The organism is Neisseria sp. (assembly GCF_030530745.1).
GTDB lineage: Bacteria > Pseudomonadota > Gammaproteobacteria > Burkholderiales > Neisseriaceae > Neisseria.
On record NZ_JAUMUI010000033.1, the window covers coordinates 1 to 20,897 of the forward strand.

Genomic DNA, 20,897 nt, shown 5'->3' on the forward strand with positions numbered 1-20,897 from the left:
CATTACTTAAATCATTACTTAAATCATTGTTGTATCATAATTATTGTAAGGCCGTCTGAAACGGTGAAACAAGTTTTCCTTTATTAAAGCGCCGATTTTACCCATCTCACATTGAAACTGTTGGTAGCGGGCAACCGGCGCTCTGTTTTTTGTTTTCTTCTGAAAAATCAATCCGACAGGCTGCGGTAGCAGGCATCGTAGCTTTCGGCGGCTTTGTGCCAGCCGAAATCCTGCTGCATCGCCTGTTTGCGCACCGGCGCCCATGCACGCGGTTTGCGCCACAAGGCAAGGGCACTGTCTAAAGCCCAGCCCAATGCGTCGGCGAGCGGATCGTCAAACACAAACCCGGTAGCGGTTTTGCTTTTCAGCGTTTCTTCGTTGACCGCCACAACCGTATCGGCCAGCCCGCCGGTGCGGCGCACCAAAGGCAGCGTGCCGTATTTCAGGCCGTAGAGCTGGGTGAGGCCGCAAGGCTCGAAACGGCTGGGAATCACAATCACGTCGCCGCCGCCGATTAATTGGTGCGCCAGCTCTTCGTTATAGCCGATATACACGCCGGCCTGCTGCGGATACTGCTCGGCCAGCCGCACGAACGCCTGCTCCAGTCCCGGATCGCCGCTGCCCAAGAGGGCAAACTGCAAATCGGGATTGGCCGGAAGCTTTTCGTGCAAAGCCTCCAGCAGCAAGTCGGCACCTTTCTGCGGCGTGAGGCGCGATACCGCCACAACAAGCATGGCTTTATCGTCGGCATTCAGGCCGAAAAATTCCTGCAGGGCTTTTTTGCAGGCCTTTTTACCCTGCATGGCTTTGGGGTGGAAGGTTTTGGCCAGTGCGGCATCGGTTTGCGGGTTCCAAACCTTGTCGTCCACGCCGTTGAGCACGCCGCTCAAACGGCCTTCCTGTTTGCGGGTGTAGAGCAGGCCCGACATGCCGTTGGCCGCCGGTTCGCGGGTGATTTCGCCGGCATAGGTGGGACTGACGGTGGTAACGTGGTCGGCGTAAAACAGGCCGGCTTTCAAAAACGAAATCTGGCCGTGGAACTCCACGCCGTCCACATGGAACATTTCCCACGGCAGCCCGACTTCGCCCAAGTGTTTCGATTGGAACATGCCCTGATAGGCGATGTTGTGGATGGTGAACACGCTTTTGATATAGGCGTTCCACGCGTTGAGGTAGGCGGGCGCCAAGCCGGCCTGCCAGTCGTGCGCGTGCAGGATGTCAGCCCTGCCCCACACTTCGTCGAGGCCGGTGGCCAGCGCGGCGGCGGCCCAGCCCAAAACGGCGAAACGGATCACGTTGTCGGCATAATCGGAATAATGCTCGTTGTGGTAGGGGTTGCCGGGGCGGTCGTAAAGGTGGGGGGCATCGATGAGATACAGCCCCAAACCGTTGTATTCGGCGTAACGCACGGCGATATGGCCGCCGAAAGTGTCGCGTTCGGCCACCAATGCGGCATCGGGCAGCAAATCGCGCACGTGGCGGTAATAAGGCAGCACCACGCGCACATCATACCCCTGCGCTTTCTGTGCGAACGGCAGCGAACCGAGCACGTCGGCCAGCCCGCCGGTTTTGATTAAGGGATACAGCTCGGAAGTTGCATGCAGGACTTTCATCGGAATATTCCTTTAGTTTATCGGTGTGGAAAAGGTTTCAGACGGCCTTAAAGTATTTTTGTAAAGGCCGCCTGAAAACCGTTTAAATCAAATAATCGCCTTTTTCCGCCTGCTCTCTCACGGCGGCTTTGTTTTTTTCTTCCAGCGCCAGCCTTTCCAGCATCGCGGGCGTAACCAGCACCACTTCGCCGCTGGAGCTGATGCGGAAGCGTTCGGCGTCTTCTTCGGGGTTGATGCCGATTTTCATGCCGTCGGGAATCACGCAGTTGCGTTCAATGATGCAGTTTTTCAGGTGGCAGTTTCTGCCGATATACACGCCCGGCAGAATCACGGCCGAATCAATCACCGAATCTTCGTTGACGGTTACGCGGTCAAACAGCACCGATGAAGTGATTTTGGCATCGGTAATCAGGCAGCCGCCGCTGACCAGCGAATTGTCGAGCGTGCGGCAGTTGCGGTCTTTATAGAAAAACTTGGTCGGCATCGGCTGGGTGGGCAGGCCGATAACCGGCCAGTTGCGGTCGAACAGGTTGAGCTGCGGGTGTTCGGTTACCAAATCCATATGGGCGCGCCAGTAGCTGTCGAGCGTGCCCACATCGCGCCAATAGATGCTGCCCTCGGCATTGCGCCCCGTGCACGAACGCTCGAACGGGTGTGCATAGAGCACGCCGTCTTCAAGCGCACGCGGAATCACGTCTTTGCCGAAGTCGTGGTGTGTGTCTTCCTGGCACACTTCTTCTTCGAGGGCTTTGTAGAGATAGTCGGCATCAAACACATAAATGCCCATCGAGGCGAGCGAATGGTCGGGTTTTTCGCGCATGGCGGGCGGGTCGGACGGTTTTTCCACAAATTCCTGCACTTTGAGGTTTTCGTTAACCGCCATAATGCCGAACTCTTTGGCCTCGCTGCGTTTCACTTCTATACAGCCCACGGTGCATTTGGCGCCGCTGTAGATGTGGTCGCGTATCATCTGCATATAGTCCATCTTGTAGATGTGGTCGCCCGCCAGAATCAATACATATTTGGGCTTGTAGTGCTCTTTCATAATCGACACGTTCTGCCACACCGCATCGGCGGTACCGCGGTACCACATGCTTTCGTCAACCTGCTGGCGCGCGGGCAGCATATCGACGAACTGGCCGCGCTCGCGCGGCATAAACGACCAGGCGTGCTGGAGGTGGCGCAACAGCGAGTGGGCCTCGTATTGGGTAATCACGCCGATTTTGAGCAGGTTGGAATTGAGACAGTTCGACAGGGTGAAGTCGATGATGCGCCAGTTGCCGCCGAAATAAACGGCGGGTTTGGAACGGCGGTCGGTCATTTCATAGAGGCGCGAGCCGCGGCCTCCGGCCAGAATCAGCACAAGGGTGTTTTTGGCGATGTCGGTGTTGTGCAGCATGCGTTCAGGCTCATAAGACAGGGGTTTCTCTTTGCGGGTGTTCATAAAGCTTCTCCAATTTGTGAAAAAATCCAAATGCCCATATCCGGCACGGTACATTCGGCGTGGTTAATCCGGGCCTGCGCCGGCGCGAGGCGGCACACCCATTCTCCCTTCGGTAAGACGTATGTTTGCGGGCTGCGTTTGGCGTTAACCGCCAACAGCCACTTATTATCGATTAATACCTGCAGCGACTTGGTTTCGCGGTTTTCCCAATCGCGGCTGTTCATTTCGCGGCCGTCTGAAACCAGCCAGTGCACGCGCTCCGCGCTCCACCACACGTCTTCGCCCAACAGGCCGATTTCGCGGCGCAGCGCCAGCAGGCTTTGCACGTAGCGTTCCAAATCTTCATCGCGCCCGGCCCAATCGAGCCAGGTGGTTTCGTTGTCTTGGCAATAGCCGTTGTTGTTGCCCCGCTGGCTGTTGCCGAACTCATCGCCGCCCAGCAGCATGGGCGTGCCGTTGGCCAGTAGCAGCGAAGCGAGCAGTGCTTTGGCCGTATATAAGCGGGATTGACAAACGGCGGCATCATCGGTTTCCCCCTCTGCGCCGTGGTTCCAACTCAAATTATGGCTGTGGCCGTCGCGGTTGCCTTCGCCGTTGGCTTCGTTGTGCTTTTCGTTGTAACTGACCAGATCATGCAGGGTAAAGCCGTCATGTGCAGTGATAAAGTTAATGCCTGCCGAAGGCCGTCTGCCGTCGCGCCTGAAAATGTCGGAAGAGCCGGCCAGCCGCTCGGCAAATGCGCCGAGGTTGCCGCTCTCTTGCACCCAAAACGCGCGCATATCGTCGCGGAAGCGGTCGTTCCATTCGGCAAACGGATAGGGAAACTGCCCCAGCCGGTAGCCTCCCCCGCCGATGTCCCACGGCTCGGCAATCAGTTTGCGCCCCGCCAGCACCGGGTCTTGCGCCACGGCTTGAAAAAAGCGCCCGCAGGTGCGGAAGTCAGGCTCGCGCCCCAGCACCGCGCCCAAATCGAAGCGGAAGCCGTCGATGTGGAATTCTTCCGCCCAATAACGCAGGCTGTCCATCACCCAGCGGGTAACGTGGGTTTGCGACACTTGCAGGGTGTTGCCGCAGCCCGTCCAGTTGCAATAACCGTTGCAGGTCAGCCAATACCAGGCCGGGCCGTCGATACCGCGCTGGCACAGCATCAGCCCCGTTTCCAAATCCTGCTCGGCGGTGTGGTTGTACACCACGTCTAAAATCACTTCGATGCCCGCCGCGTGCAGTGCTTTGACGGCGCGGCGCAATTCGTTTGCCGCATCTTGCGGGTTGGCGGCGTAGCGCGGCTCGACGGCGAAATGCGAATAGGTGTTGTAGCCCCAATAATTGACCAAACCGCGTTTTTGCAGGTGGTATTCGTCGAGGTGCAGGTGCACGGGCAGCAGCTCCACCGCGGTAACGCCCAAATCTTTCAGACGGCCTATCACTTGTTTGTCGGCCAGCGCGGCATAAGTGCCTGCATCCGGCAAACCGGGCACCAGTTTGGTCAGCCCTTTGACATGGGCTTCGTAAATCACGGTTTTTGCCCACGGCACGTTAGGGCGCACATCGCCCTGCCAGTCGAACCCGCTTTTGCCCGTTACCACGCTTTTGGGGGCAACGGCGGCATTGTCGCTCACATCGTCGTAACGGAACCACGCCAGTTCGGCCTCATTGCGGTAATGCGCCGTGCCCGCCACCGCTTTCGCATAGGGGTCGAGCAGCAGTTTCTGCGGGTTGAAAAACAGCCCCGACGCGGCATGGCCGCTGCCGTACACCCGATAACCGTAACGCTGCCCTTCCCCCACGCCTTCGGCAAAACCGTGCCAGATATGGCCGCTGCGGGCCGGCAGGGGCAAACGGGTTTCGCCGCCGTTTTCGTTAAACAGGCACAGCTCTACCTTATCGGCGTGCGAAGAAAACAGCGCAAAATTGGTGCCGTTTGCTTGAACGGTGGCGCCCATCGGGTATGGCAGGCCGTCTGAAAGGGTTTTCACTGGGTTTAACTCTTTAAATATCCGTTTATCTGTTTGGATTCATAGGCCGTCTGAAAACCTTATTCCTTATCCAAATACAGCCAAACCGTGGCCAGCGGCGGCAGGGTTAAGTTGAGCGACTGCGGTCTGCCGTGCGATTGAACCGCTTCGGTGGCGACGGCGGCGCCCTCTGCCGTATGCACGCCGCTGCCTTGATATTGCAGGCCGTCTGAATTCATCACTTCGCGGTAGGTGCCTGCGGCGTTTACGCCGATGCGGTAGTTTTCACGCACCACGGGGGTGAAGTTGCTTACCACAATCAGGCGGTTGCCTTCGCGGTCGCGGCGCTCGAAGGCAAACACGGAATTGTTGCCGTCGTCGGCCACCAGCCACTCGAAGCCTTCGGGCCATTGGTCGAGCTGGTAGAGCGGCGCATGGCTGCGGTAGGTATGGTTGAGGTCGCGCACGTAATCCTGCACGCCTTTGTGCCAGAGGCCGCCGTGCGCTTCTTCGAGCAGGAACCAATCAAGCGCTTCGTTGTAGTTCCATTCGCGGCCTTGGGCGAACTCGCAGCCCATAAACAGCAGTTTCTTGCCGGGATAGCCCCACATAAAGCCGTAATAGGCGCGCAGGTTGGCGAATTTCTGCCAGGCGTCGCCGGGCATTTTGGCCAGCAGCGAACCTTTGCCGTGCACCACTTCGTCGTGCGAGATCGGCAGCACGAAGTTTTCGCTGTATTGGTACATCATGCCGAAGGTCATCAGGTTGTGGTGGTATTTGCGGTTAACCGGGTCTTCCTTCATATAGCGCAGGGTGTCGTTCATCCAGCCCATGTTCCATTTGTATTGGAAATTCAGCCCTTCGGCGCGGGTAACGTTGGCAAACGAGGTGGATTCTTCGGCGATTTCGGCAGCAGCGGGCACTTCCTGCTGCAACATGGTGTTGGTGTCGCGCAGAAAATTGATGGCTTCGAGGTTTTCGCGGCCGCCGTATTGATTGGGTATCCACTCGCCTTCTTTGCGCGAATAGTCGCGGTAAATCATTGAGGCGACGGCGTCCACGCGCAGGCCGTCGAAGCCGAAACGCTCTATCCAGTATAAGGCGTTGCCCTGCAGGAAGTTTTTCACTTCGGTGCGGCCGAAGTTGTAAATCAGGGTGTTCCAGTCTTGGTGGTAGCCTTCGCGCGGGTCGGCGTGTTCATACAGCGGCGTGCCGTCGAAACGGTTGAGGCCGTGGTCGTCGGTGGGAAAGTGGCCGACCACCCAGTCGAGTATCACGCCTATGCCTTCGTTGTGGGCGGCCTGAATCAGCGCCTGAAGCTGCTGCGGCGAGCCGAAACGGCTGGTGGGGGCATAAAGGCCGGTGGCCTGATAGCCCCAAGAACCGTCAAAGGGGTATTCCGACACAGGCAGAAGTTCGATATGGGTAAAGCCCATGTCTTTCACATAGGCTACCAGCTCAGCCGCCAAATCTTCATAAGTGAGCCAGAAATTGTTTTCAGGGTTGCGCCGCCACGAACCCAAATGCACTTCGTAAATGCTGATGGGGCTGTCGACGGCATTGGCTTGGCGGCGGAATGCAGGCTCGGGCATTTTTTCTGGCAGGCCGCGCACCACCGAGGCGGTGGTGGGGCGCAGCTCCGAGGCGAAGGCGAACGGGTCGGCCTTTTGGCGCACGTTGCCTGCGGCATCGCGTATTTCGAATTTATACAGGGCGTTGAACGGCACCGCGGGGATAAAGATTTCCCAAATGCCGCTGGCGGCGTGGCGGCGCATCACATGGCGGCGGCCGTCCCAGTTGTTGAACTCGCCGATTACCGAAACGCGCTGCGCGTTGGGCGCCCACACGGCGAAATTCACGCCGGCAACGCCGTCGAACTCGGCCGGATGCGCGCCCAAGGCTTCGTAGGGGCGCAGGTGGGTGCCTTCGGTGAGCAGCCATTCGTCCATTTCCTGCAAATGCGAGCCGTAGCGGTAGGGGTCTTCGATTTTTTCAGACGGCCCGTCTGCACTGTATTGCACGCTCAAGGCATAATCGGGCGCGCCCTCGGGCAGCACGGCGGCGAAAAAGCCGCGGCCGTCGAGTTTTTCGGCCGCCGCAATCAGTTTGCCGCTGCCGCGTTCCACAATATCCACCGCCAATGCGTCGGGCACAAGGCAGCGCACCACTTCGCCGGTGCCGGCCAGCTCATGCCGGCCCAAGTAGGCAAACGGGTTGCCGTGGGTTGCGAAAAACAGGCTGTCGATGGTACCGCGCTCTTGATCGTCGAGCGGCGGATAGGGTTGGGTTTGGCTGTTCTTTCTCATACGGACCTCGTTCAGCATGGCGAGTTGTTGCTCGATTAAAGGGTTGGCGGCAAACGCCTCCGCAGGCTGCGGCAGTTTGCACGCCCAGTTGGGGTAGCCTTCGGCGATGCCCGGCACGTTGAAATTTTCGGTCATGCCCAGCAGGTTTTCGATTTGCACGGCATAAAGCGCGCAGCGGCTCTCGGCGCCGAAACGGTGAATGGCGTTTAACAGGGTTGCGTCCAGTCTTTCAGACGGCCTGTATGCGCGGGGCAGACAATGTGTTTCTTTCAATGCGCGGATCAAATCTTCTTTGTCGCGCCCGCGCTGCTGCAAGGCCGTCTGAAAAGCCGCTCCGTCCGGCAGCGAACCCAAGTCATACATGGTTTGCAAATCGCTGCCCGCCCACCAGCCCGCCAGCGGTGCAACGTCGTGGGTGCTGGTAACGCACAGCGCCTGCCGGGGGTAGTGCTCGGGCAGCTCGTAACCGTGGGCGTGGCGGCTGAAATACATTACCTTGTAGGAAAAAATGTGGTAGCGGTCGAGCAGGCGGCGGGTGTCGTCGGGCACGGTGCCCAAGTCTTCGCCCACCACCACGCAGCGGTTGCGGTGGCTTTCTAAGGCGAGAATGGCAAACAGCACTTCTTGGGGGTAATGTACATACGCACCCTTATCCGCAGTTTCGCTGCCCAAAACCCACCACAAACGGCTCAGCGACATCACATGGTCTATGCGCAGCACGCCGTAACAGCGCATATTCTCGCGCAGCGTGGCGATAAACTCGCGGCAGCCGGTACGGCGCATAGCCACGGGGTGCCACGGCGGCAGGTTCCAGTTTTGCCCCGCCGGGCCGAGCGGGTCGGGCGGCGCGCCCACCGACATTTCCATGCAGTATCGGTTGCGCTTGAGCCAAGTGTCGGCCCCGCCGCGCGCCACGCCCACGGCCAAGTCGCCGTAAAGGCCGAGCCGCATGCCGTGCCGCGCCGCCGCTTCTTCCGCCTGCCGCAGCTGCACGGCACACAGCCATTGCAGCCATTTGTAAAAACGGATTTCGCCCCCGTGCGCGTTTGCAAACGCCTGCACCGCAGGGCTTTGCGGATGGTGGAATTCAGACGGCCACGCCGTCCAACCGCTCTCTCCGCCCGCGCCGCCGTAGTGTTGGTCTAAAGCTTCGAACAAGGCGAAGCCGTCAAGCTCTGCCCCCTTCTCTTCTTCAAACTGTTTAAAGGCCGCCTGAAAAGGCTGTGCGGTACGGCTTTTACTTTTTTCAAAATCGGCAAACACCAGCAGCAGGGCTTCTTTTTTCAGCGCCCACACTGCCGCATAATCCACCGTTTCCGCCGAACGCACTGCCGCCAGCCGCGCCTGCACCGCTCCGCTTGCCAGCCACTTGCGCGCCTTTGCGGCAAAACCGTATCCGGCAATAATGCCGCCCGCGTCGAGATACACGGCATTCAGCCACAGGCGCGACGACGGGCTGTACGGGCTGGCGAAATCAGGCCGCGAAGTAAACAGCGCGTGCAGCGGGTTGATGCCGATAAAGTCCACGCCCCTATCGCCGCAAAATGCAGCCAGCCGCGCCAAATCGCCGAAATCGCCCATGCCCCAGTTGTGCGCCGAGCGCAGGCTGTAAAGCTGCACGGCCAACCCGTTCATGCGCCCGCCGTCTGTTATTTCCGGCGGCCGGTAAGCGTGTTCGGGCGCGGCCACCACCAAAACGCGGTGTTTCAGACGGCCTTTGTTAACAGTTAAACGGTAATAGCCGCTGTCTAACGCAGATAAAAAAACAGCAGGGTGGCGGCCGTCTGAATCCGATGCCGTAACCGTCTGCTGCTCATCATATTCGTTTGTTAAAGAGTAGCCGTCATAACCCTCGAAATCGGGCGGCAAGGCCAGCTCGGCAGGCCGCTGCGCCGTTATCGCCACCACATCGTCAAACTCCCCCTCCGGCACACCCGCTTCCAAACGCGCAACCAAAGCCGCCAGCACTTCAGGCTTGGCGGCATGGTAAACGCCGTCGATATCGTGGTAGCCCGAAGCCACCCCCGCACGCGCAGCGCGTTCAAAAACCGAGCAATTATTCATGTTCATTAATATATTGTTTGTGAAGTTGATTTTTAATTTCGGCCCAGGTTGGGCAATAGTAATATAAATCCGCCGCTTTGTCGTATGTAATTTCGTGTAGGCAGAAGATTGGCTGATATAAACCAAAAAACCGGCGCCTCCCTATACCAGCTTTAAAAAAATTTAACTCTTATATACAATCCTCTCCGCCTGCTTCTCGGCAACCCCGTTTGCAGGCAGATTGCGGGAACGCTGCCGCGCCAATGCCGGCAGTATCCTATTCGATAAAGCACTGAAATAAAGGGCAACCGAAATGACAACAGCCGTTAACGATACGAAATCTTTATCTGCAGAAAACGACAAACGCGAATCTGTGATAATCATCGGCACCCGCCGTAACGACATACTCTACGGCAGTTTGGGCCATAACATTTTCTACGGAGGTTTGGGGGACGATACTTTTTATGTCCGCAACAGCGACGATGTTATCGTAGAAAACCCAAGCGAAGGCACCGACACCGTCTACAGCAACGTTACCTACACCGCCCCCGCCAACGTCGAAAACCTCACCCTCACCGGAAACGGCAACATCTACGGCTTCGGCAACAACGGCGACAACATCCTTATCGGCAACAGCGGCCACAACCGCTTGAGCGGCGGACGCGGCAACGACAAACTCTACGGCATGGACGGCAACGACCTGCTACTCGGCGGCGACGGCGACGACGTTTTAGACGGCGGCAGCGGCGCCGACATCATGCGCGGCGGGCGCGGAAACGATATTTATTATGTCGACAGCCCCAACGACACCGTTACAGAAGAACCCGGCGAAGGCACCGACACCATCTATGCCAGCGTTACCTACACCGCCCCCGCCAACGTTGAGAACCTCACCCTCACCGGAAACGGCAACATCTACGGCTTCGGCAACAACGGCGACAACACCCTTATCGGCAACAGCGGCCACAACCGCCTGAGCGGCGGACGCGGTCAAGACGTGCTTTACGGCATGGACGGCAACGACCTGCTGCTCGGCGGCGACGGCGACGATAAACTTTACGGCGGTAACGGCAACGACATTCTGCGCGGAGATAACGGAAACGACATTCTCGACGGCGGCAGCGGCAACGATGTGCTGGAAGGCGGCAAGGGGCGCGACACCTATATCTTCGGCAAAGGCTACGGCCACGATACCGTCAACGATTCAGACGGCCTCAGCACCATCCGTTTCGGAGAGGGTATCCGCGCTTCGGATTTAACCGTTACCGTGAAAAACGACGCATGGGTGCTGGCGATTAAAAACAGCGGCGACAGCCTGACCGTGAAATTTCCCGGCGGCCAAACCATAGGCGAGGCCGTGGCCGCATTCGAATTTTCAGACGGCAGCAGCTTTGTACCGCACAAACTTTTGGCCGAAAGCATGCTGATGCCGTCTGAAAACGAACAGCTGACACGCATTGCCTTTAAAGACGGACGCACCGCAGGCATTATCAGCGAAAAAGGCGAAGATGTTCCGACGGCCTCTTTGAAATATACCGAAACAAAATCGCCTTATCTGCGCTATCCGCTGACACAGGCAGAAATCGCAGCGGCAGAAAAGGTGATCAAAAACAATGGCGGCGTGAGCGATAAGGCGGTACAGGCGGCGTTTAAGGATACCGACGGCGACGGCCTGGTTGATGCCGTCGACCCCTACCCGAACTACTGGAACGTTTCCGACCGCGATTTGCGCCTGTTTGCGACAGTCGCCTATGCCACTGAGGGTAAAGCAGAATTGCAACGTGCTTTCAATGGCGGCAGCGATAAGTTGACCATCAATTCTGTGAAAACCCACTTCAATGAGCAAGTCGACATCAGCGAATACCAAGGCCGCTGGGAAGTGCTCAATGTAACGGGCAAGGGCGAATGGATCGGCAGCGGTTTGGACTATATGATTTTCGGCAACGGCAGAAAAACCGACGGCTCGTATGAAAACGTGGTGGTAGCCTTTCGCGGCACCAAAGGTTTGCAGGACGCAACCGCAGGCCTGAAACTGGCCCAGGGGAACACACCGACCCAAGCCAAGGAAATGGACGAAATCATTACCAAACTGGCGCAATACAACCCCGATCATATCTTTTCAACCGGCCATTCGCTGGGCGGCTATCTGGCGCAGTATTTCGCAACCCATACGGTGCAGAATTCGCAGTTTAAAGACGAATTTGTCCGCAGCGTATTGTTTAACCCCGCCAAGATTACGGTGGACGGCAGTTCGACTTCGGATTTGAGAAACGCGCTTGCGCTTTCGGAACAGTTTTCGCAGCAGCGGATTTACGATGCGAAGTTCGCCAATCAGTCGGGTGTAACCTACAAAACCAATTCGTATGTGATTAACGGCGAATGGCTGGCAGACGGCGGCGTGCCGCTAACTTATACGGCAGTGGCAACGGCGGCAGCTACGGCCACTCAAGCCGTGCAGACCGGAGCGAAAACCGGCTTCTGGGGCAGCTTGTTCGGAGGTTTGTTTGGGGCGGCTGCCGCAGTTGTAACAGGTGGCGCGGCCTTACCTTTGATTGCGTCCGGCATGGTTACGGGGGCAAAAGTGGGAGCCGCTACGGGGGCTATTGTCGGTGGCGTACAAGGTGCGGCGACAGTTTTGAATTTCGACGGCCTCGGCAAATATAAGGGCAGCATTACCCTGAACGGTACTGCCGTAAACAAAAACGCATGGGACAAGCACGCACTGGCCAACTTCTATGAAACCAGCACCGAAGTGCAACGCTATTTCAGCCAAGGCTACCGCGTCGACAAAGCCCTTGCCGCCCAATACGAATCCCAAACTTGGGACAGCGACGGCGACGGTTTGAACAACTATCAGGAATGGCTGCTCGGTACCAACCGCTATTATAGGGACACCGACTTCGACGGTGTTTCAGACGGCGTGGAGGTGGAATTGGGTTACAACGCGCTGACCGACAGCGACGTAACCCGTCCGCAAACACTCACTACCGTCGTCGAAACGCAAGACGCACAAGGCAGCACCATCAGCGTCAAAGGCGTAGAGATGCCGTCTGAAATCACGCAAAACGAGATTGTATACGCACCGTCGGGCTATGAGAAAAAGCTCGGGGCGGATTCTTTCGACTGGTCGGCCTTTGAAAACAAACCTGCCGCGCAGGGCGTGGCGGTGATTGAGGGCACGGCGGGCAATGATGTGATTGTCGGCACGCGAGGCGACGATGTGATTTGGGGCGGTTTGGGCAGCGATACCATTATCGGCGGCCAAGGGCGCGATACCTTTGTGTTCAAAGCCGAAGACGTGAAATCGGGCGCGGTCGATACGCTGATCGATTTTAACGCGTATGAAGACAGGCTGGATTTGACCGGTATGCGCCCGCTGTTCGATTATTCGGGCAGCGCCTTGAAACTTTCCGATTTGCTCGACGACGGCACGCGGCTTTTTGATTATCCGCATTTGTCGGCAGATAAAACCACAGGCACATTGGCGTATAAAACTTCGGCACACGACGCGGGCACGGTGTTCCTGAAAATGGACGACGACCAAATCGGCGCACTCCATGCAGGCAATGTGCTGGTGTAGCGGTTTGATATGAAATAAAAGGCCGTAACAAATATGTTTTCAGACGGCCTCAAAGTATAGAGGCTTAAATTTGGCGACGAAGCCGCAGACAGTACAGACAGTACGGAACCGATTCTGTTGCCGCTTCAGCGGCTTGCAAAACCGTTCTTTTTGAGCTAAGGCGAGGAAAGGCAACGCTGTACTGTTTTAAATTTAAACCACTGTCAAATAGGTTTTCAGACGGCCTTGCAGTACAATCAGGCCGTCTGAAAACCTATTAACCCTTTACCTTTACCATGCAACTTTTCAAATACCTCCAATCGCAAGGCATCGGCACCCGCAAAGAATGCCTGCGGCTGATTGAAAACGGCTGTATCGCCCTCAACGGCGCCCTGTGCACCAACCCGCGCAACACCGTCCGCCCCGAAGAGGTAAAAAGCCTTGAAGTAAACGGCGAATCTTTGACAGTGGTGCCCGTGCCCTATTTTTATATCCTGCTCAACAAACCTGCAGGTTACGAAACCTCGCACAAACCCCAGCATTATCCCAGTGTATTCAGCCTGTTTCCCGACCATATGCGCCGCCTGCCCATGCAGGCCGTCGGCCGCCTGGATGCCGACACCACCGGTGTTCTGCTGATCACCAACGACGGCGGCTTCAACCACCGTCAAACCTCCCCCAAACACAAAGTGCCCAAACTATACCGCGTTACACTCAAACACGACGCAGACGAAGCCCTGTGCACCACCCTGAAAAACGGCGTTTTGCTTCACGACGATAACGAATACGCAGCAGCAACCGATGCGGTGCTTGAATCTCCCCAAACGCTGCTGCTCACCATCACAGAGGGCAGATACCACCAAGTCAAACGCATGGTGGCCGCCGCCGGAAACCGTGTAGAAAAACTCCACCGCAGCAAATTCGGCAGCCAAACCACCGAAAACCTGCCCGAAGGCGGCTGGAAGTTTATAATTATGTAAATAACAGCCAAATCACAACAATATTAACTATTATTTTTTATTTACAAAACATAATGTTATTTTATTTTGTGGATTATTTGCAAAATTTAACATTAAAATTTATGAACTATTATATAATTCAGGTGTCTGAGTAACACCCGCTTCGAAAGGAGTGGGTAAGTGAGTAAGACGTTTTCCCCGTAATGTGTTTGGCCATCTATACTTTTCCCCTTAGTATAGATGGTTTTTTTTAACCTAAATTTAAATTAACTATATTAATAATATTGATATTAACTATATCTGACAATATTCGTATTCCCAGCCGGCCGGACATCACAACCAACATTGCTTCCAACATGAGAGAATTTCCGGCTTTCAGCCAAGCAATCTCCCGCATAACAAAACCGCTGCAAATTCGCCATACCTGCAGCGGTTTCTTAAATTTCAACCTTATCGCTTGTTTTTTGAGGCTCTTATGGCCAAACACTCATTTTCACGGCAACCATACATATCATCATCGCCATGTTTAAACTCAAGAGCCCGTTGGAACAGACGCTTCGTTGAATATCAGCACCTGTCAGCGGATTTTTTGAATCTGATAATCCAGCCTGTCTACCCTTCCGGTTTTATTGTTGGTAATCAATAAAATTCTCGGAATAAAAATTTGATAACCCGGCAGATAATATCCTTCAAAGCCTTGCGTCAGCTTTATCGCACCCGTTTGGCTGTTCATAGTTAACGTGCAGCTCGCCCGCTGCATCACACCTTTCAGTTTGCTGTGAATTGCCGCCGCCTCCTCCGACGGACCCAAACGGCATTGCTCTTTCAGGTCGATTTTTCCGTTTCTGTCAACCAACACGGCCGAACTTTGAAAAGTGCCGCCGTTTGCATTCCATTGCGCGGGCACCGGATCGATCCGGATATTCTGCATAACGAACCCTTCTTCACCCATTGCCCATTTCAACTCCCAATGATTTAATAAAATCATACTCTTAGCATCAGGCCGACCTTTAATTCGAGAAGTCTTCCGCTTTACGTTGGCATATGCTGAAGAAAACAGTTTAACCTTCGAAAACCTATCTGTCTGGCGGTTGATATTCACACCGGCTTGGGTATTGTTCTGCTCGGCAACATCATAAGTGATTGATTTAATTGAGTATTCTGCTTTACCTGTTTCAAATTGACCAGACATAGCCAGCAACTGTGCATCTGTATCGTTTGCCGCCCAAACGGAAAGCGGCAATGAAACGGCAACTAAAGAAAATATAATTTTACGCATATCGACTATCCTCAAGATAATTAAGCCATACTTAGACAACAGGCCGTCTGAAAGTTTCAGACGGCCCGAATATATCTGCCGGTATTACCGCTCCCGCAGAGCCTGTTTCATGCGGGTAATCGGTTTGATAAGATATTGGAAAACGGTTTTTTCGCCGGTTTTCACGTCTACCGTTGCCACCATGCCGGGAATAATCGGCATATCTTTGCCATTGCGGTCTCTCAGGCTGTTGCTGTCGGTTTGCACCAGAATGCGGTAATAAACTTGGTTGGGATCGAGTTTCAAATCATTCACACGGGACTGGTTGCTGCTGCTGACCGTATCCGGGCTGATCAACGTAACCTTGCCGTCCAAACCGCCGTAGATGGCATAATCATAAGCGCTGATTTTAACCACGGCAGGAAGCCCCGGGCGCATAAATGCAACATCTTGCGGGCGGATATAGGCCTCTACCAGCAATTTGTCGTCCAATGGCACAATCTGCAAAATATCCTGCCCTACGTTTACCACGCCGCCCACAGTATTGATTTGGATATTTTTCACAATACCGCGCATCGGTGCACGGATTTGCGAACGTTCCACGGGATCGGCACGCATCACCATATTTTCTTTGGCTTGGGCCAGTTCCGACTCGGCCTGCACCAACTCGTTATTGGCGTCGGCCATATAACGGTTTTTACGTTCGGCAATCTGCATGGCCAAATCACTGGACTCACGGCGCATACGCAACAATTCCACTTCCGAAACCACGCCCTGTGCCACCATCGGTGCGGTTATGCCGATTTCTTTATCCAAAGTGGCTTTGCTGATACTTAAGTTGTGAACGGCTTCGCTGACGGCGCGGCGGCGGGCCGTAAAAGCAGCCTGCTCGCGCTGTTTTAATTCATTGCTGATGCCTTGCGGGAAACTTAAATTGGTGCCGTAAGCTTCGGCTTTCAAACGCGCAACCATCGCTTCGAGGTTTTGTACTTTGGCTTCGCTTTCACGCAGAATGGCCGAACTTCGGGTGTCGTCCAACCTCAGCAGAACCTGGTCTTTTTCAACAATATCCCCTTCTTTAACCAGCATTTCTGTAATAATGCCCGGATCTAGGCTTTGCACCACCTGCTCGCGGCTGCTGGGAATAACGTTACCCTGACCGCGGGTTACTTCTTCAATCGGGCTGTTATAGGCCCAAATCACAAACACCACCAAAAATACGAAAAACAGAATGATGACCCAAAACTGGCCGCTGTGTTTTTCTTTCTGCAAAGCGGCATTCAGATCATTCACCAATGCCAAGTCTTTGGATTTAATATTGTTTTCGCTACTCATAATGATAATACCTTTACGGTTTTGTTATAGGCCGTCTGAAAGGTAACGGCTTTATTGTTATATCAGGGTGAGGCAAACGGCTACACCTTACGCTGCCGACTGCAGTTGTTTTTCGCTTTTACCCTCGTTCTGCATCAGTTTTTGCAGCACCAAATCACGCGGGCCGTCCATCACAACCTTACCGTTATCCATTACGATAATGCGGTTCACGATTTGCAGAACCTGCGGGCGGTGGGTAACCAGAACCATGGTTCTGTCCTTACCCCATTGGGCGACGGCATTCAGCGCCATACGTTCGGTTGCCTGATCCAAGCCCGTAGTCGGTTCGTCCAACAACACAACTTTCGGGTTGCGCAAAGTCATACGGGCCAAAGCGATAATCTGTTTTTGCCCACCCGACAAACCCAAACCGTCTTCTCCCAGCGGCATATCCAAACCGCGGGGGTGGCTGCGGATGATACGGTCGAGGCCGAAACGCTTGAGTGCGGTCAACAAGTCTTGATCGGTGGAATAACCGTCGGTACGCGCCAAGTCCATATTCTCGCGCAATGTACCCAAAAACAGACGCGGCGACTGGCTCAGCAACACAACCTGGTTACGCAGAAAATTGGGATCAAGCTGGCGCATATCGACACCGTCGAGCATCACGCTGCCTTTCTCGGCATCATACAAACCGCCGGCCAATTTCAACATCGTGCTTTTACCGCTGCCGATACGCCCCAAAATGCCCACTTTCTCGCCCGGGCGGATATTCAAACGCAAATCAGTAACCGCCGCGCCGCCTTCCTGCTGGTATTTGAACGATACATTCTCAAATGTAACGTTACCCTGCACATGATCCAACGTGATGTATTGACGCTCGGGGCTGCGTTCAATCGGACGTTCCACAATATTGTTCACCCCTTCCAAAGCAAGTTTGGCCTGCTGGAACCGGGTTGCCAATCCTGCCACTTGCGCCAACGGCGCCAATGCACGGCCGGATAAAATAACCGATGCAATCAGTGCACCCATCGTGATCCTTTCCGCCGGATTTTCCGCGTGAATCAAATAAGTGCCGAGCAATACCAAAAATACGGTATTCAACTGCTGCATGCCGGTGGCGAAGTTCACCATAAAATTGCTGGTATCTTTCACCTTAATGGAGGAAGCCGAGGTTTTTGCGGTGTATTCGTCCCAACGCTGTTGCGCCCAAGAGGTAGCATTGTTGGTTTTCAAAGTTTCGATCCCCTCAATTGCTTCAACCGCCAAACCGGAACGCTGGGAAGACTCTTTCATCGATTCGTTGATATGGCGGGAAAGCGGCCGCTGAACCAGCAAACCCACAATCACCACAATGGGGATAATCGTTAACGGAACCAGTGCCAACTTGCCTCCCACCACCGCAATTACCGTGATAAACAATAAGAGAAACGGCAAATCAACCAGAGTCAGCAGGCTTGCACTGGTCATAAATTCGCGCACCGATTCAAATTCACGCAGGTTATTGGCATAAGAACCCGAAGATGCCGGCCTGTCGGCCAAACGCAATGCCATTACACGGCGGAACAACGCCGAGCTGATAATCAAATCGGCTTTTTTACCGGCGATATCGGTCAAATGACCGCGAATCATTTTAGCGGCAAATTCAAACGTGATCGCCAAAATCACACCGATACTCAACACCCACAAGGTTTCATAAGCTTGGTTGGGAATCACACGGTCATACACATTCATCACATACAGCGAACTGACCAACGCTAGAAAATTGATGATGAAGGTAGCGAGAATCACTTGGTAATAGTAGCTTCTGAAACGCCAAATCACTTTCCAAAACCATGATTTGGGCAAATGGTATTCCGGCAGCTCCGAGCGCATATCGGAAACCATTTTCTGCTTGATAAACCAGCAATAGCCTAAATAGAGAATGGATAACTGGTCATAGTCCAATTCCTGGGACAAACCGTCGGCTTGGCGGACATGGTATTTCCGGTTGCGCCCTGCACCTTCGATCTTGGTAACTACGGCTGCTTCTTCATTATGCAAAACCAGTACAACCGGCACAGCCAGCGAAGGAATGTCTTCCAAACTGCGTTTGGACAACGTGTTTTCAAAGCCGTGGCTTTTTAAAACCTCTGAGAGCGAATGGAAGTTGACGTTCAGTTTTTTATCCCGTACAACCTCTGCGGCAAGAGCCGCTTCAGACACAGGCGAGCCCAACAGGCGGGTAGCCAAAGCAATGTGTTCGATAATGGATTTCATAGTAATGTTTTCACGTTAATATGTTATTGGATTTTTCACTCACACTAGCGTGCCACACCCGCCCACTTGGCAACCTGAGACTGGGAAACCAAATACTCGAGAGCGGCATCTCTGAAGTCGTTACGGGCATTGACGTTTTCCTGCTCGATGCCCGCCAACTCGTTATAAGCACCCAAAACATCGGTTAAAGTTCTGCGTGCGATTTTGAATTGCAGTTCGTAAGATTTCACAACTTCTTTTTGCGCGGCGATGTGTTGTGCAGTAATATCTTGGCGCTGTTCGCTTTGAGCCATGTCTATTTCGGCAGTTCGCGCTTTCTCGGTAACTTCACGGAGAATCTGCTCCGATTTGGAATCAGCGGCAATCAATGCCTGCGCATTCTTGTCCACATTATGCCGTGCAGCCATATCTAACACGTTCCAGCTCAAATTCAAATAAAGCTCTTTGCTGTCTTTGGTGGCCAATCCTTCCAAATTGACTGCCGGCAGGCGCGATGCTTTGGTTACATCCAGCTCGGCCTTAACACTTTCCCTTTCTGCCTGCTGTGCAAGATAAGACGGATTCAACCCTTTATCTTCACTGTGAAATTTCTTCACGATACCTGAAACCGAATCACCGGCAAACGGATCTTTTAAATCCGCCGGCAAAACCGGAGAAACAGTATATTTCGATAACCGGCTCAATGCCATCTCCATAGTGCGGCTAAGTTGTGCCACAGAAGTTTCCACCTGCAACCGGCGCGAACGGGCTTCAATCAACTCCGAACGGCGGCCGCCGTCGTATTTCACGATGATGCTCAAATCTTTCAAGAGATTGTTATGGCGGTTCAGGCTTCGACGGCTGACATCCAACGACTCTTTGGCCCGCAATGCCGTTAAATACAGTTTGCCGATTTCTCCGCCCAGCTGTTCTTGGGTTTCGAAATATTTGTGGCCATAGTAGATTTCTTTATGCTTATCCCGTCTGACGGCCGCATTGACACCGCCCCAAGAATAAAGATTCAGACTACCCCGCACCCCCAAACCGTTATCTTTATCGTTACTGCTGTATTTGTGCTTTTGCGTAATAACTTGGGTACCGGTAAGCGCCAATACGGGATAATGGCCGGCACGGGTGGCTTTTGTGGTACTTTTTGCAGCATTCTCATTGGCTTTGGCTTCCAGCAAAGCCGGATCGGCAACCAAAGAACGTTTAAGGATATCTTTCAGCCCCTGCGCCCCGGCAGGTTGTAGACCAAAAAACAACAGTAGCGGCAAAACCGGCCATTTTTCCAGTTTTTCGCCCAAAGAAAATGGGAACATCTTTTTTTTCATTTTTTTATAAAGCATCGTAATATTTGTACAATTTGCAATACTTTAAAACCGGCAATCTTTTGCAGTTATTAAAGATAGGACTTTGTAATAATTTTATTAGCATAACACCATATTTAACACTTTCATGCAAATCTCAGATAAAAGGTAGGGAAAAGCTACTCAAAGTACACAGTAAAGCATACTACCACGGAATTGACTATTATTTTATGAATGTCTCCGCCCCTTTAAAAATATCAGCTAAAGACTTTCTCTCTTAAAATATTCCTAATAATTATTTTTGGGGCTGTACTAGATTAGCAGCTATGTTCCCTTTGAAATATGAAGGCAACACTGCAAATTAAAGAAAAAAGTACAGGGAAAACTGCTCCGTTTTTTGTACTGGAAGTAACTGCCCGTTCTGCTGCCGATGAGGTTTCTGACAGCCCAGTTGAGTTGGATGAAAACTATTTTGGCGGACGACACAAAGGAAAACGCGGACACAGGGCAGCAGGAAAGGTAGTGGTTTTCGGTATTCTGAAACGGCATGACAAAATTTACACGGTGGTCGTAAACAATACCAAAACTGAAACGCTATCGTCTGTAATCAAACAGAAAATTATGCCGGACAGTACCGTTCACACAGACAGTCTGAGCAGCTGCTGCAAGCCGGACGTGAATGGTTCTCCCTACCACTGTATCAACCTTGCCAAAGCATTTGCAGACCGTCAAAACCACATCGACGGCGTTGAGAATTTTTGGAATCAGGTAAAACGTGTCTTACACAAATACAACGGAATCAACCGCTAATTTTCCCTGTTCTTGAAAGAATGCGGGTTTCGGTTTATAGCCAATCAACTTAAAAACAAATACAATAAAAGTCATGGCATATTCAAAA

Annotated in this window: 10 protein-coding genes and 1 pseudogene; 3 read left to right on the plus strand and 8 right to left on the minus strand. The window is 53.7% G+C overall.

Annotated elements, in window-relative coordinates; genetic code table 11:
• Positions 1 to 167: 167 nt before the first annotated feature.
• The 4 genes from glgA to glgB all read right to left on the minus strand — a co-directional run bounded on the left by glgA (position 168) and on the right by glgB (position 9,382).
• Entirely contained in the window at positions 168 to 1,613 is a 1,446-nt protein-coding gene (glgA, locus tag Q3970_RS09590) for a glycogen synthase GlgA (protein WP_303100353.1), read from the minus strand.
• Between the two features lie 82 nt (positions 1,614 to 1,695).
• Positions 1,696 to 3,057 (minus strand): glucose-1-phosphate adenylyltransferase, encoded by a 1,362-nt coding sequence (gene glgC / locus Q3970_RS09595; RefSeq protein ID WP_303100354.1) that lies wholly within the window; start codon positions 3,055 to 3,057, stop codon positions 1,696 to 1,698.
• Positions 3,054 to 5,033, minus strand: a complete 1,980-nt coding sequence (glgX, locus tag Q3970_RS09600; protein ID WP_303100355.1) for a glycogen debranching protein GlgX — start codon at positions 5,031 to 5,033, stop codon at positions 3,054 to 3,056. The genes glgC and glgX overlap by 4 nt, the downstream gene beginning before the upstream one ends.
• 59 nt (positions 5,034 to 5,092) lie before the next feature.
• Positions 5,093 to 9,382: a 1,4-alpha-glucan branching protein GlgB gene (gene glgB, locus Q3970_RS09605; RefSeq protein WP_303100362.1), complete on the minus strand. Its 4,290-nt coding sequence runs from the start codon at positions 9,380 to 9,382 to the stop codon at positions 5,093 to 5,095.
• Between the two features lie 292 nt (positions 9,383 to 9,674).
• Here glgB and Q3970_RS09610 point away from each other — a divergent pair, with 292 nt between their 5' ends.
• Positions 9,675 to 12,941 (plus strand): hypothetical protein, encoded by a 3,267-nt coding sequence (locus tag Q3970_RS09610; protein ID WP_303100356.1) that lies wholly within the window; start codon positions 9,675 to 9,677, stop codon positions 12,939 to 12,941.
• A 275-nt stretch (positions 12,942 to 13,216) separates the two neighbouring features.
• Positions 13,217 to 13,900, plus strand: coding sequence for a pseudouridine synthase (locus tag Q3970_RS09615; RefSeq protein ID WP_303100357.1), 684 nt, complete (start codon positions 13,217 to 13,219; stop codon positions 13,898 to 13,900).
• A gap of 556 nt (positions 13,901 to 14,456) precedes the next feature.
• On the opposite strand, the gene Q3970_RS09620 is transcribed toward Q3970_RS09615, so the two are convergent.
• From Q3970_RS09620 to Q3970_RS09635, 4 genes are all read right to left on the minus strand, one after another.
• A complete protein-coding gene (locus Q3970_RS09620) occupies positions 14,457 to 15,158 on the minus strand; it encodes a hypothetical protein (RefSeq protein WP_303100358.1) in 702 nt (233 codons plus the stop codon).
• 84 nt (positions 15,159 to 15,242) lie between these two features.
• Entirely contained in the window at positions 15,243 to 16,472 is a 1,230-nt protein-coding gene (locus Q3970_RS09625; protein WP_303100359.1) for an HlyD family type I secretion periplasmic adaptor subunit, read from the minus strand.
• An 87-nt stretch (positions 16,473 to 16,559) separates the two neighbouring features.
• Entirely contained in the window at positions 16,560 to 18,710 is a 2,151-nt protein-coding gene (locus tag Q3970_RS09630; protein ID WP_303100360.1) for a type I secretion system permease/ATPase, read from the minus strand.
• 44 nt (positions 18,711 to 18,754) lie between these two features.
• The gene (locus tag Q3970_RS09635) at positions 18,755 to 20,011 is read right to left on the minus strand and encodes a TolC family protein (protein WP_303100361.1); all 1,257 of its coding nucleotides are present in this window, start codon (positions 20,009 to 20,011) and stop codon (positions 18,755 to 18,757) included.
• A 373-nt stretch (positions 20,012 to 20,384) separates the two neighbouring features.
• Between Q3970_RS09635 and Q3970_RS09640 the strand changes: the two are divergent.
• Positions 20,385 to 20,806 (plus strand): annotated as a pseudogene (locus Q3970_RS09640) (IS1595 family transposase); the annotation flags it as partial.
• Positions 20,807 to 20,897 lie beyond the last annotated feature (91 nt).